Raw genomic sequence first — 12,777 nt, 5'->3', positions numbered from 1 at the left:
GCGGCAAAATTCGCAATCGAGCCGTTATGGAAGCGATCACCACACTCAGCCAGTTTTTGACCCAGGCCGGCACCCAGTTCCAGGTGTACGATCTGGGCCGCCGAGTCACGGCGCTGGACCCCATCCAGTTTGCCCAGGTGGAAGCGGGCACCCTGCCCTACCCCACGCCTCGCGCCGGTTGCGCCTGGCTGGCGGTGCTGTTCTGGAACACCACCGCCTCACAGCAGCACTACGTCTGGTTTCTCAAGTTGCCCCTGGACGAACGGGGCCTGCTGAATCCCGCCGCCCGCAACCAGTTCCTGCAGATGGTGGTCGAAGCTCTGGGTCAGGATCCCTCCGCGGCGCTCAGCGAAGCGCAGCAGGAGCGGTTGAACAACAACCCCTTCACCTTCACCCCCAGCCAGGAGAAGATGGCGGTGTTCCACGCCCGGGTACGCCAGCTCCTGGCCCAGCCGGCGTCGGTCTACTTCGAGCCGGTTCAGCAATACTTGAGTGGCCAGCGCCCCTGGGACGAATGGCAGCAACTGGGTCTGCAGGGCTTTGCCGACCTGGTCTGCCGGGGCCAGAGTGTCGAGCCGGAGCGTCTGGCCCAAAGCATCGCTAAGCTGCCCCTGGCGCCTTTGGCGGCCCTGGGCTCGGTGATGGAGCACACCGCCCTGGCCCAGCCGGTGGCCCAGGCCTGGTTTGATCGCTGGCAGGGGGCCGAAGGGGACGACGAACGTCAGATCTGCCTGCGGGCCCTGGCCGGCGCGCCGGAACGGCGAGACCAGGCGGTCGAACGGCTGCTGGCCTGTGATGCCCTGGCCCCCGAGTGGCTGGTGCTCATCACCGCCCGATTGTGGGAGAGCCTGGATGCGGCGCGGATGCCACGCTACCTCGAGCACCTGGCGGCCCACCCGGGGCCCTTGTTCAATCAGCTCTACAGCGATCTGGTGGCGGTGCCGGGCCAGCGCGCCTGGGTGCTCACCGCCTTGAGATCGCCCCAGCGTTCCGAGGCGCTGAGCGCCGCAATTTCACAACTGGTTCAGTCGGTAAAGGGGTAAAAGGATGTTTGATCTGTTCGACCTGGTGATCGTCATGGTGCTGGTGGGGATCGGTGCCCTGTTCTGGCAGTTGCGACGGATCTCCGAAGTGGCTCAGTTTCACGCCCAGCGGGCCTGCCGGCAACGCCGGTTGCAGCTGCTGAACGTGGCCCGCAGCAAGGCGCGCCTGGGCTGGATCCCCGGGGGCGGCATCGGTTGGCACTGCGAATACCAGTGCGAGTTCAGCACCGATGGCATGAACCAGTTGACCGCCACCCTGGAGATGATGGGCAACCGATTGAAGGCGGTACAGATGCCCTTCTACCCGGAACCCGAATGGGACCAGGCCCCCATGGCGCGGGGCAAGGTCGGCATGGGCGGCTGCGGCGGTGGCAGCTGTGCCCCGAAAAGCGGCTGCAACACCGGCTGCCGTTAAGCCCACAAAAAAGAACCGCAACAGAGAGTCTGTTGCGGTTCGGGTACTGCCTTTACGCTGCCATCCGTGTGCAGATTGTCTTCCCTAGTCTTCCATGCGTACTGCTGCTTCCTAGCGTCTTCCTTGAGCCTGTCCTTCGGCTTCCATGTACTTTCGTACTGAGATTCCCTTCCACGACAACATCCTGTCGTCGAACGTTCTCCTTCCTGGAGATCTCCTGTACCGTCCTTGAAAAGTGCTGCTCCCTGGCCGAGACCTCCTGTCCCGGGGGCGGGGCAAGTCGCCGGTTTGGGTCACATCCTGTTACCCGGGCCGACGCCTCAATCAATTCAATCTCGATACACAACTCATTGTAGAACAAAGGGAAGATCCCTCAAGCCAGGGTGAAATAACCGGCCAGGCAAAATTGGCGAACAGGGACCAAATCAAAGATATAAACCAATGTTTTAAAAGGATTTTACTTGCGGGCGGGAGTCAATGCCGGGGGACACTAACGGCGGCGGCTTACACCCTTGTTAGCCATCTCGCACAGTGCCATCAGACAGGATGGGCAACGGCTGCGTATCCGCTGCGGTGGGACGGGTTTGGGGGCCCAAAACGAGAACGGGGCGCAACCGAAGTTGCGCCCCTTGTTTTTACGCTAAGCCATCCCGCTTAAATTGATGCCTACCCTGGCCCATCCTTGCGTACGTGCTGCCTGCCTGGCGTCTTCCTTGTACCGTTCCGTCGGTTTCCCTGTACCAGAGGTACTGAATCTCCCTGTGTCGACAACGTCCTATTGCCGATCGCCTCTCCGTCCTGGAGGTGTCCTTAACCGTCCTTGAAACTGTCTTCCTGACAGTGAGCAGTATCCGCCGCTCCAACTCCCTGTTAGATTGGCTTCCCTTACTCCCAATCCCGCTGACGTGGTTCCGACTCCCTGTCAGTACCGGTCTGGCGCTTTTGGATGCCTTTCCTTTGACACACCGCCATTCTATCGCTCAGCGCCCTGCCGGCAACCCCCGGCGGACGGCATCAGAAATGTCATTCAAAACGTGATCGGCATCAAATCGAGATAACCGTATGTTTAGACTGACATTTAACATATGGTTTGCAGTTTATCTCCAGTTAGCAAACTTCATATCTCCTACAGTCGTGTGAGATATCTCTTACGCAAACCCAGGCTCATCACCCACAACATAACCTTAGTAACTTTAAGGCTTTTGCCAATGCATCAGCTGTCCTTCAACCCCGGAAGAAAGAATTTTTCCAATAGTTTCAAAACCCTGAGACTTGAACAGCGCCAAGTGGGGGCCCTGGTAGACATAGGCCGCCACCGACTGGCCACTGAGGCCCGCCTCGCGGCAGATCGCCTCGATCAGCAGGCGACCGTACCCTTTGCCCTGGTAGTTGGGGGCGATGGCAATAAAGGGCAGCAACCAGTGAGGCTGCGCCGGCGCCATGTCCCGGATCTCCTCTTCCCGGGCCATCCACTGCCGGGCACTGGTCCAGCCCGCCCCCAGGGCCATCTTCAGGCGCCAGTTCCAGTAACGGGTCTGCCCCTGGGGATAGCCGTCGTCCAGCAGCGCTGCGACCCCCACCAGGGTCTCGCCAAGAAACAGCCCGGGCAGACGCTGCTCCCCCTGCCACAGTGCCTGCAGCTCCTCACGCAGGGCGGCTCTGAGCCGCTGCTCGTAGTCCTCCGCCGGCAGGACGGAACGAAAAAAGGGGTCGTCCTTGTAGGCGGTGAGCAGGACCGAGGCGGCCACCCGCAGGTGTTCCGTCTCGAGATACGCGATGTGGGGCTGGGGGGGCAGTTCGTTGGCCAATTCCATGGCTGGGCTCCTCAATCTCCGGCATGTCCTGGCTAAACATCGACTAAAACTTAGTCAAAAGGCAAGTCTTGAGGGCGCTCCATCATGGACACCACCCCGAACGATCTGAGTCACCTGTTCGACCAGCTCGGCCTGGACAGCTCCCCCGGCGCCATTGGGCGCTTCCTACGCCAGCATCGGCTGGGTCGAGGCGAAGCGCTGGAGAAGGCGGCGTTTTGGAACGCCAGTCAGCGGGCGTTCCTATTGGAGGAGCGTGCCCAGGACGCCGAGTGGAGTGAAACCATCGACGTCCTGGACAGCCTGTTACGGCAGTAGATCTAGAGCTGCACCGCCTTCTGGTAGGCGGTGTCCCCCCAGCCGGTGACGATGCCATCGGTCAGGACAATGGGGGTGCACTCGTCTTTGCTGGTCTTGCCGTCGCCGTGGGAGCGGTGGGTGCGGTAGAAGAGCACCTGAACCTGCGCGCCGTCGTTCTGGTGCAGTTCGTTAAAGTCGGCGGTGCCCATGATGGTGCGCACCTGGCTCAGGGCCATCCCCAACTCCACCTGCTCCAGATGGCGGCGGTTCTTCTCCTGGGTCTTCTCCCAGTCCGAGTTGGTCTGGTAGTCCCAGCCGCCCTTATCGACAGCCACGATGCAGCCGCTCAGGTTTACCGTCAGGGCCATAGCCACAGTCGCCGCCAGCAAGGTTCTCTTATTCATCATTAATCCTTTAGTGATCAGTGGGTTCGACAGAGAGTTAGCAGGCATTGTGCCACAAATTAAATCCCTTCACTTTCATAAGCTTAGGAATCCTGGTTGGCGGTAAAGTAAGGGATAAGGCAAACTATTGGGAAATTTGACCACCGAGATCCCCATGGACGACGCCCTTCGCATCGCCCTGACGAGGCTGGAGCGGGCCGGCAAAGCCCCCACCCTGGCCCTGCTCAAAGCCCAGCTGGGCCCCAACGCCTACCCCATGCCGGTGCTGATCCAGGCGCTGAAGCAGTGGAAGGTGGCCCCGCAACCGCTGGACGGCCCCCTGCCCAGCGCCACTCGGGAGCCGCAGGCCCCCACCCTGGCCTCCCTGCAGCAGCAGATCGATGCGCTGCACAAAACCGTGGCCGAACTGCGCCAAGAGATCGACCGGCTCAAATGAGCCCGATGCGGGCCCCAAACGCCCGCCTTCCCCCATTTCCCCGGAGACCTTGATGTACCTGGTTGAGATCCGATTCGAGTGTTTCGCCGACACCACCTTCAGCGCCGTGGAGCGCGCCATCAACGGCCTGGTGGAGGCCTGGCGCCACAACGGCCAGCTGCTGGGCCGGGAGTTTCCCCTGGTCCAGCACGACGCCGAGTTTCGCCTGCGGGCAATGTGTCCTGAGCAGGACAGCCTGCACAGCCGGTTTCACTCCCCCTGGGCCCGCCAGGCCCTAGCCGCACTGACCGAGGCCAAGCTGCTGCAGCCAAGGGTGAAGCTGCTGGGGCGCGACATCAACTCCGAAGCCAGCGCCGAGCAACTGCCCGAGAACTGGCAGCTGCTCTACACCACCTACGTCCACAGCTGCTCGCCGCTGCGCGACGGCGACACCCTGATGCCGGTCCCCCTGTACCGTCTGCCCAACAGCTTTAACGGCGACCATAAGGCGCTGGTGAAGTGGCAAACCGAGTGGCAGGCCTGTGACGAGCTGCAGATGGCCGGCAGCGGGGCGGTGGAGTTTGCCGCCCTTGGCGAGATCGCCGACCACCGCAGCGTGCTGTTTCGCCGCGGCTGGGACCTGCGCGGCCGCCTCGAGTACCTCACCGGGGTGCCCACCTACTACTACCTCTACCGGGTGGGCGGCACCAGCCTGGCCGAGGAGCGCTCTCGCCCCTGCCCCCGTTGCGGCAACCCCAGCTGGGCACTGGAACAGCCCCTGCACGATCTGTTCGCCTTTCAGTGCGAGCCCTGCCGACTGGTCTCCAACCTCTCCTGGGATCTGCAAAACGGTTGATCTCAGTGTGAGTTTTCAGCCGGGTAGGGAAATATGGGCTAAGACTTAGACGGACCCCAATCACGGAGGATGTCTGATGATCTACGCCCAACCCGGCACCGAAGGTGCCCTGTTCCAGTTCCAAAGCCGGTACGCCAACTACATCGGAGGCCAGTGGCAGCCGCCCCGGGCCGGCCGCTACTTCGTCAATCCCAGTCCGGTCACCGGTGCCGCCATCTGTGAGATCCCCCGCTCCGACGCCAGCGACATCGAGCTGGCCCTGGACGCCGCCCACCAGGCGCAGTCGAGCTGGGGCAAAACCGCCGCCGCCGAGCGCGCCAATCTGCTGCTAAAGATCGCCGATCGCATCGAACAACACAGCGAGACCCTGGCCTACGTGGAGACCTGGGACAACGGCAAGGCGATCCGCGAGACCCTCAACGCCGATCTGCCCCTGTGCGTCGACCACTTCCGCTACTTCGCTGGGGCGATCCGCGCCCAGGAAGGCAGCGCGGCGGATCTGGACGCCGGCACCGCCGCCTACCACTTTCATGAGCCCATCGGGGTAGTGGGGCAGATCATCCCCTGGAACTTTCCCCTGCTGATGGCTGCCTGGAAGCTGGCGCCGGCCCTGGCGGCGGGCTGCTCAGTGGTGCTCAAACCGGCGGAGCAGACTCCGGTCTCCATCCTGGTGCTGATGGAGCTGGTGGGGGATCTCATCCCGCCGGGGGTGGTGAACGTGGTCAACGGTCTGGGCGAGGAGGCCGGACAGGCCCTGGCCAGCTCCAATCGCATCGCCAAGCTGGCGTTTACCGGCTCCAGCGCCGTGGGCCGGCACATCATGCGCTGCGGCGCCGATGCCCTGATCCCGGTGACCCTGGAGCTGGGCGGCAAGTCCCCCAACCTCTATTTCGAAGACGTGATGGACCAGGGTGAGGCCTACCTGGACAAGTGCGTCGAGGGCCTGCTGCTGGGCTTTTTCAACCAGGGCGAGGTGTGCACCTGCCCCTCCCGGGCCCTGGTGCAGGAGTCCATCTACCCCGAGTTTATGGAGCGGGTGCTGGCCCGGGCCCAATCCATCCGCCAGGGCAACCCGCTGGACACCGAGACCCAGGTGGGGGCCCAGGCCTCCCAGGAGCAGTTCGACAAGATCCTCTCCTACATGGAGATCGCCCGGGAGGAGGGGGCCGAGTTCCTGCTCGGGGGTCAGGCCGCCAACCTGGAGGCCGAGCTGGCCGGCGGATTCTACATCCAGCCCACCCTGCTCAAGGGGCGTAACGAGATGCGGGTGTTCCAGGAGGAGATCTTCGGCCCCACCCTGGGGGTGACCACCTTCAAGGATGAGGCGCAGGCCCTGGCCATCGCCAACGACACCAGCTACGGCCTGGGGGCCGGCGTCTGGACCATGGACCAGAACCGGGCCTTCCGCCTGGGTCGCGGGATCCAGGCCGGGCGGGTGTGGATCAACTGCTACCACCTCTACCCGGCCCACGCCGCCTTTGGCGGCTATAAGGGCTCCGGCATCGGTCGGGAAACCCACAAGATGGCCCTGGGCAACTATCAGCAGACCAAGAACCTGCTGGTCAGCTACGATCCCAACCCCCTGGGCTTCTTCTGAACGCACATCCTTAAAAAAAGGGGGCCCTCGGGCCCCCTTTTCACTGTGTCATCCGACCGGCTTATTGCCAGTTGTGGACCTTGTCGATGCCCACGCTCTTACCTTCGGCGTGACAGGTGGCGCAGCTTTCCACCGGCAAGTCCGGTGTGGTCGCCATGTCACTTTCGATGGTGGCGCCGTTGCTGCTGAAGTGGGCCAGCGCAGCGGCGGAGGAGTGGGCGTGGCAGGAGCGACAGCTCTCGGCCACCGGTGAGATGTACTGCATCCCCTCGACCACCGAAATGGCGCGCTTGCCGGAGAGCAGGCCACCGTCGGCCGCGAACAGCGATGCGCCCTCGGTGTGGCACTCACGACAGCTGCTGATGCCACTGGGGTAGCCGTTCAGCGCCTGGTTCTCATCCAGGTAGACCCCGCCGATCGCCTCGTTGTCCCAGACACCGCTGTGGTAGCGGTGCACCACGGTCACCAGGTCCCGGTTGCTGTAGGTCAGCCCCTCCAGGGTGGTAAAGCCGCTGCCGTCGGAGTTCACCAGGTTGACGGTGGGATGGAAGGAGCCGCCCCAGGTGCTGTTGTGACACGCCATGCACTGAGTGAACTCGGTGGCGCCATGGGTGCCTTTAACGTGGGTCAGGTTCTCGTGGCAGCTGTTGCAGCTCTCCACGGTCACCGACACCCGCTCGGGCATGCTGTGGCGGGCCATCACAGGTTCGCCGCCGTCCAGGTTGACGTAGAGGATGTTGGCCTCGTTGGCGTAACCCACGCCGTCCGAGGTTTCCCCGCACAGGGCCGCCATCATCTTGTCGCCGCAGTATTGCACCTCGGCGGTCAGGTAGAGGGTGCCGGTCAACAGGGTGTCGCTGATCTCCCGGGCGGTGACCAGCTTGCCGCCGGTCAGGCTGACCCGATCGGTCTGGATGTTCATCCCCATGGTGCTGCGGGTGACGAAGCCGTTGGCGTCGACATTCCCGATCAGCAGACCGCGGTTGGCGTTGGTCATGTAGGGGGTGAAATCAAAGTCATCCGGAGCCGGAGCGCCATTGAACACCACATCGGTGGTGACCGTCAGGGTGCTGACCCCTTCGGTGGGCGCCGCCGTCACCTCGGCGGACTCGATGGTCAGTTTGAGCGCCTGGTTGGTCATCAGATCCATGCGCCGGGTGGGCACGTGGCTCATGGCCACCGGGCCGGGCACGCCGGTGCCGGGCACCGAATCCACCCCGTGGCAGTTCACGCAGCTGGCGTCGTTGCCGACGTTGGCGATGTGCTCCGCCGCGCTGGTGTGGCAGGACTCACAGGCCATGCCCCAGACGTTGGCTTCCCAACTGTCCCCTTCGCCGTGGCAGTGCAGGCACTGGTAGATCTCCGCCGGGTATCCGACGGTCTCATATCCTTCTCGTACGCCAGAGTGGATGCCGTGCACCATGGGGGCAAAGTCCGCCATCCCCAGGGCCGGGGTATGACAGGCCACGCACTGCTCCACCTTCTGGTAGTTGCGGTGGGCCGAGATGTAGGCGAAGCGCATGTCGTCCTCGGCGTAGCCATCAAGCATGCCGTGACACTGAATGCAGGCGGCGTTGGTCACCGTGTCCTTCATCGACATCCCCTCCTCGCCCGAGGCGGGGATGAAGTCCAGCGGCGTGGACAACACTTTATCGGCCACCCCCTGCCCCATGCTGTCGACGATGTCGTAGCCGCGCAGCACTACCCGGTGCAGGTTGTTGGGATCGCCATCGGCCAGCACCACGGGGGCGTTACCCTCATGGGTCCAGCTCCCGGTGTAGGTGCCGGGGTTTTCCGCGTCTTCCACCAGGGTACAGGCCATGCCGTCACTGGAGGTCATGCCGGTGAGGGTACACTCCATGGAGGAGCCGGCCCCGTTAGCCTGGGTGTGGCTCTGCCATTGCATCGGCGCGCCCATGTCGTCCATGCGAGCGGACTCGTTCAGGACGTAGACGGCGATGCGGGAGAGGCCGACAAAGGGCACCATTTCACCGGAGGAGGAGGTGCCCATCGCCTGGAAGGTCAAGGCAAAGGGTTCACTGCCCACCACCACGATGTCGGCGGGGGCCAGGGAGAGGGTCACGTCAGAGGCGCTCTCGGCGGTGGTGGTGAAGGAGCCGGCGGGCAAGCCGGGTTGACCGGGCGGTCCCACTGGACCGGGAGGACCGGGAGGCCCATCCGCGCCGTCGTCACCGTCACAGGCGCCCAGCCCCAATAGGGCACTCACCAGGAGCAAACTCAGGGGAAGATTACGGGTATTCATCATGATTATTCCCTACCGAATGCAATTCAGCGCTGGTAAAGGTAGGTCAGCTTTTGCGCAACCGACAGGTTAACCCACACTTTATTTATGGGAACGTTGACCTGTCGCAATTTTGACCGGCAGGGGGAACAAGCAAGGGGGCCGACTGGCCCCCTTTTTCGGGTCATCCCCCGAGCGTTGCAGGGCCGCTCGGGGGAAACAGGCGCCTCGCCTCAGTGGCCGCCGCCGTGCACCTTGTCGATGCCGTAGGTCTTGCCCTCGGCGTGGCAGGTGGCACAGCTTTCCACCGGCAGATCCGCGGTGCTGGCCGGCTTGCCCTCGACGTAGGCGCCGTTGGCCTCGAAGTGGGCCAGGGCCGCCGCGTCGGCGTGCTGGTGGCAGCTGCGGCAGGCCTCGGAGACCGGCGAGATGTACGCATCGGTGCCGACGTTCATGGCCCGCTTGCCGGAGTGCAGACCGCCGTCCGGGGCGAACAGGGGCGCACCCTCAAGGTGACAGGCCTGGCAGTCGCTCTGGGGCGCCGGGTAGCCGTGCAGGCTGCCGTTGGCATCCAGGTAGATTGCCGGAACACCCCGGTTGTCGTCCCACAGGCCGCTGTGGAAGCGGTGGGCCACGATCACCAGGTCACGGGTGCTGAAGCTCAGGCCCTCAATCTCCTTGAACACCGGGTTGCCATCCGCGTCCACCTCGTCAGTCATGTATTCGACCACCGGGTGGTAGGAGCCGCCCCAGGTTTCGTTGTGGCAGTCCATGCACTGGGTGAAGTCGTAGGCGCCGTGGGTGCCCTTGATGTGGGTCAGGTTGTCGTGACAGACGTTACAGCTAGCCTCATCCACGGTGGTGCGCTCCGGCTGGTCCAGGCGGGCCATCACCGCGTCACCGCCATCGAGGTTGACGTAGAACACCGGGGCCTCGTTGGCGAAGCCGGCATCCAGGGCGTCCTCGGCGTCGCACTTGACCGCCTCAATGCCGTTGCCGCACACCTGCACTTCGGCAGTGGCGTACAGGCTGCCCACCAGGCGGGCGTCATCAAACGCCTTCTCGGTGATCAGCACGCCATTGGTCAGGCTGACCGCGTCGGTGAGGATGGACATCCCCAGGCCCCGGGTCACGGTGCCCTTGGCGTCCAGGTTGCCGATCAGCAGGCCGCGGGAGGTGCTGGTCATGTACTCGGCAAAGTCGATGTCGTCCGCCGGAGCCGCCCCATTCAGGGTGATCTCGGCGGTCACCCGCAGCAGGCTCATGTCGTCATCCACCCCGTTGTCCACCTTCTCGACGGACTGGACAGCCACCTTGAAGGCGCCGTTGGCCATCATGGCGTCACGTCGGCCGGGCTGGTGTACCGCCATGGGGGAGAGGTTGCCGGTGTGGCAGGCGCCGCAGGCGCTGTCGTCGGCCTGGGGGATGGACATGTCGGAGTGGCCCTCGCCGGTGGCGAAGTTGACGTCCACGTGGCAGGCCTCACAGGCGTCGGCGTAGACGTTGAACTGCCAGGTCGGTTCGCCGTCGTGGCAGACCGCACACTCGTTCAGCTCCGCCGGGAAACCGATGTGGGCGAACAGCTCCGCCGCCTCACCGGTCAGGCTGTCGGCGATGCGGTGGCCGGCGTGGAGGCGGTGCACCATGGGCGCGAAGTCGGCGTTCCAGCCCTTCTCGGGATCGTCCTCACCGCCGGCGATGGCCGGGTTGTGGCACATCACGCAGTTTTCCACCTTCTGGTAGTTGTGGTGGGCGTGGACGTTGGCAAAACGGCCATCCCCCTCCGGGTACCCGTCCAGTTGGCCGTGACAGCGGATGCAGGCTTCGCTGGAGACGCTGTCCTTGAGGGACACCGCCAGTTCGCCGGTGGCGGGGATGTAGTCCATCGCCGCGGTGAGCACCTTGTCCGCCACACCGTTGCCCTCGGCGTCCACCAGGTTGAAGGTGCGCACCATCACCCGGTGCAGGGCGTTGGGGTCGCTGTCCAGGATGATGGGGGCGGTGCCCTCGTGCTCCCAGGTGCCGGTGTAGTGACCGGGGTTGGCCTCGTCCTCCACCAGGGTGCAGGCTTCTTTCTCTTCCCCGCGGGAGGTGTAAACCCCCTCCGGCGTACAGGTCAGGTAGTAGCTGGCGTCGTTGGCCATGGCGTGGTTGGTCCACACTACGGGTGCGCCAACCGCCTCCGGGTTCTCGGTCTGGTTCAAGACGTAGAAGGCCACCTTGTCCAGGCCGACGAAGGGCACCATCTCGCCCTTGGCGTTGCGCCCCTGGGCGGAGAACGCCACGTGGAAGGGCTCCTCCCCGTTCACCACGATGTCGCCAGGAGCCAGGGTCAGGGCGAAGTCCGCCGCGCTGGCCACGGTGTCCACGAAGGCGCCGGCGGGGGCACCGGGGGTGCCCGGTGCACCCGGTTCACCCGGGGCTCCCGGAGCCCCATCGGCCCCGTCTTTGCCGTCGCTGCACCCGGCGAGGGCCAAGGCGCCACCCAGGGCCAACGCCAGTATTGAGAGATTGAAGCGTTTCATCATCACGTCCTTTTTTTTATCACCTGCAGTTGCAGTGACTCGACTGTAAAAAAGGGCGGGAGATGAAAAAAGGCCCTGATGGGCCCTTTCCTTTGGCTTTGTGAAATGAATTTAAAGATTCCATTTCACCAATTTTGGCAATTGAAATTGAATATTCGCCTTATCAAAAATGGCCATAAAGTTTCGCGGATTAATATCCCATACACACCATTAAATAAGCGCCACTTATTTCGGTGAGTCCAATACGCCGTCCAGCCAACCCAATACCTGGGCCCGGACCGCGTCGTCATAGCGCCGATAGGCGGCACGACGTTCCACCAGGTAGTACCTGGGGGCCACCATGGCGCCGTGCAGCCGCGCCACCTGCTCATCGGGCAGCACCTGGCACTGCAGGCCCGGCAGCTGGGCCAATGGGCCACAGCAGGCGGCAGGCCCGGCAAAGGCGAAGCTGTCCATGGTCAGCAAGTGGGCGACCCACTCCTCCCGGTCGGTGACGCCATCCACCCGGGGCAGGGTGAGCCCTTCCCGGCGGCAGTAGGCCTCCAGGGGATCCATGCGCTCATTGAACCCCTGGCCGATGTAGTAGAGGAAGGGGTACTGGCTTAGAAGCTCCAGGGTCAGTGGCTGGGGCAGGCTCCACAGCGGATGGTCCTCCCGGGCCACCACACAGACGCTGGCCACCTCCCCCAGTGGCTGGGCCTCAAGATCATCGAAGTTGGGGGCTTCCAGGGCGATGCCCAGGTCCAGATCCCCCCGGTGCAGTCGCTCGGCGGTGTCATCCCGCCACAGCTGCAGGTGCACCGGCCCCAGCTGCCCCGCCCGCTGCTGCTGACGGATCCGCTGACTCAGTGGGATCAGCAGGTGGGAGTGGACCGCCAGGGTCAAACAGGGGCCGTCGGGGTTCTGCCCCAGGGGCGTGCCCTGGGAGAGGCCCAGCAGGGTGGACAGGGCCCGGCAGATGCTGGGATAGAGGGTTTCCGCCAGGGGAGTGGGTTTGAGGCCATATTGACGGCGATAAAACAGCTCGTCGTCAAATATTCCCCTCATGTGGTTTAAACAGCGGCTGATTTTAGGTGCGGAGACCGATAATACTTTGGCGGTCTGATTGGCATGTCCGGTTTCAAAGATCGCTTTGAACACCATCATGCTGAAAACATCCAGTTCTCTAA

General features: G+C 63.7%; 11 protein-coding genes. 6 read left to right on the top strand and 5 right to left on the bottom strand.

All coding sequences use genetic code 11. From position 1 onward, the window contains the following. Nucleotides 1-26 precede the first annotated feature (26 nt). The gene (locus KUV81_RS00795; protein WP_222541939.1) at nucleotides 27-1,043 is read left to right on the top strand and encodes a DUF3549 family protein; all 1,017 of its coding nucleotides are present in this window, start codon (nucleotides 27-29) and stop codon (nucleotides 1,041-1,043) included. 4 nt (nucleotides 1,044-1,047) lie between these two features. Next, complete coding sequence (locus KUV81_RS00790; protein WP_222541938.1) at nucleotides 1,048-1,458, top strand: DUF3301 domain-containing protein; 411 nt, start codon at nucleotides 1,048-1,050, stop codon at nucleotides 1,456-1,458. 1,193 nt (nucleotides 1,459-2,651) lie between these two features. On the opposite strand, the gene KUV81_RS00785 is transcribed toward KUV81_RS00790, so the two are convergent. Continuing rightward, nucleotides 2,652-3,272, bottom strand: coding sequence for a GNAT family N-acetyltransferase (locus KUV81_RS00785; RefSeq protein ID WP_222541937.1), 621 nt, complete (start codon nucleotides 3,270-3,272; stop codon nucleotides 2,652-2,654). Nucleotides 3,273-3,356: 84 nt separating this feature from the next. Here KUV81_RS00785 and KUV81_RS00780 point away from each other — a divergent pair, with 84 nt between their 5' ends. Beyond that, the gene (locus tag KUV81_RS00780) at nucleotides 3,357-3,587 is read left to right on the top strand and encodes a DUF2789 domain-containing protein (protein WP_222541936.1); all 231 of its coding nucleotides are present in this window, start codon (nucleotides 3,357-3,359) and stop codon (nucleotides 3,585-3,587) included. A gap of 2 nt (nucleotides 3,588-3,589) precedes the next feature. Here KUV81_RS00780 and KUV81_RS00775 read toward each other — a convergent pair whose 3' ends face one another. Further along, nucleotides 3,590-3,973, bottom strand: coding sequence for a DUF3192 domain-containing protein (locus tag KUV81_RS00775; RefSeq protein WP_222541935.1), 384 nt, complete (start codon nucleotides 3,971-3,973; stop codon nucleotides 3,590-3,592). A 154-nt stretch (nucleotides 3,974-4,127) separates the two neighbouring features. Here KUV81_RS00775 and KUV81_RS00770 point away from each other — a divergent pair, with 154 nt between their 5' ends. The 3 genes from KUV81_RS00770 (at nucleotide 4,128) to KUV81_RS00760 (ending at nucleotide 6,841) form a co-directional block, all read left to right on the top strand. After that, complete coding sequence (locus tag KUV81_RS00770) at nucleotides 4,128-4,409, top strand: hypothetical protein (protein WP_222541934.1); 282 nt, start codon at nucleotides 4,128-4,130, stop codon at nucleotides 4,407-4,409. 52 nt (nucleotides 4,410-4,461) lie between these two features. After that, nucleotides 4,462-5,244, top strand: a complete 783-nt coding sequence (locus tag KUV81_RS00765; RefSeq protein WP_222541933.1) for a Zn-ribbon-containing protein — start codon at nucleotides 4,462-4,464, stop codon at nucleotides 5,242-5,244. A 76-nt stretch (nucleotides 5,245-5,320) separates the two neighbouring features. Beyond that, on the top strand, nucleotides 5,321-6,841 hold the full coding sequence (locus tag KUV81_RS00760; protein WP_222541932.1) for an aldehyde dehydrogenase family protein: 1,521 nt from the start codon (nucleotides 5,321-5,323) through the stop codon (nucleotides 6,839-6,841). 61 nt (nucleotides 6,842-6,902) lie between these two features. On the opposite strand, the gene KUV81_RS00755 is transcribed toward KUV81_RS00760, so the two are convergent. The 3 genes from KUV81_RS00755 to KUV81_RS00745 all read right to left on the bottom strand — a co-directional run bounded on the left by KUV81_RS00755 (nucleotide 6,903) and on the right by KUV81_RS00745 (nucleotide 12,751). After that, nucleotides 6,903-9,104, bottom strand: a complete 2,202-nt coding sequence (locus tag KUV81_RS00755; protein ID WP_222541931.1) for an OmcA/MtrC family decaheme c-type cytochrome — start codon at nucleotides 9,102-9,104, stop codon at nucleotides 6,903-6,905. 212 nt (nucleotides 9,105-9,316) lie between these two features. Then, nucleotides 9,317-11,611 carry an OmcA/MtrC family decaheme c-type cytochrome gene (locus KUV81_RS00750; RefSeq protein ID WP_222541930.1) on the bottom strand — a complete coding sequence of 765 codons (2,295 nt, stop codon included), beginning with the start codon at nucleotides 11,609-11,611 and terminating at the stop codon, nucleotides 9,317-9,319. A gap of 222 nt (nucleotides 11,612-11,833) precedes the next feature. Further along, nucleotides 11,834-12,751, bottom strand: a complete 918-nt coding sequence (locus KUV81_RS00745) for a LysR family transcriptional regulator (RefSeq protein WP_261389235.1) — start codon at nucleotides 12,749-12,751, stop codon at nucleotides 11,834-11,836. Between the last annotated feature and the right edge of the window lie 26 nt (nucleotides 12,752-12,777).

This window comes from Ferrimonas balearica, from assembly GCF_019802085.1.
Lineage (GTDB): Bacteria > Pseudomonadota > Gammaproteobacteria > Enterobacterales > Shewanellaceae > Ferrimonas > Ferrimonas balearica_B.
The sequence above is the reverse complement of the archived record's forward strand: the minus strand, read 5'-3'. Positions and strand labels throughout refer to the sequence as shown.

Excerpts from the sequence above, each read along its gene's own strand:
- KUV81_RS00795 (WP_222541939.1), top strand. The coding sequence starts at position 27 with ATGGAAGCGATCACCACACTCAGCCAGTTTTTGACCCAGGCCGGCACC.
- KUV81_RS00790 (WP_222541938.1), top strand. The coding sequence starts at position 1,048 with ATGTTTGATCTGTTCGACCTGGTGATCGTCATGGTGCTGGTGGGGATC.
- KUV81_RS00785 (WP_222541937.1), bottom strand. The coding sequence starts at position 3,272 with ATGGAATTGGCCAACGAACTGCCCCCCCAGCCCCACATCGCGTATCTC.
- KUV81_RS00780 (WP_222541936.1), top strand. The coding sequence starts at position 3,357 with ATGGACACCACCCCGAACGATCTGAGTCACCTGTTCGACCAGCTCGGC.
- KUV81_RS00775 (WP_222541935.1), bottom strand. The coding sequence starts at position 3,973 with ATGAATAAGAGAACCTTGCTGGCGGCGACTGTGGCTATGGCCCTGACG.
- KUV81_RS00770 (WP_222541934.1), top strand. The coding sequence starts at position 4,128 with ATGGACGACGCCCTTCGCATCGCCCTGACGAGGCTGGAGCGGGCCGGC.
- KUV81_RS00765 (WP_222541933.1), top strand. The coding sequence starts at position 4,462 with ATGTACCTGGTTGAGATCCGATTCGAGTGTTTCGCCGACACCACCTTC.
- KUV81_RS00760 (WP_222541932.1), top strand. The coding sequence starts at position 5,321 with ATGATCTACGCCCAACCCGGCACCGAAGGTGCCCTGTTCCAGTTCCAA.
- KUV81_RS00755 (WP_222541931.1), bottom strand. The coding sequence starts at position 9,104 with ATGAATACCCGTAATCTTCCCCTGAGTTTGCTCCTGGTGAGTGCCCTA.
- KUV81_RS00750 (WP_222541930.1), bottom strand. The coding sequence starts at position 11,611 with ATGATGAAACGCTTCAATCTCTCAATACTGGCGTTGGCCCTGGGTGGC.
- KUV81_RS00745 (WP_261389235.1), bottom strand. The coding sequence starts at position 12,751 with ATGGTGTTCAAAGCGATCTTTGAAACCGGACATGCCAATCAGACCGCC.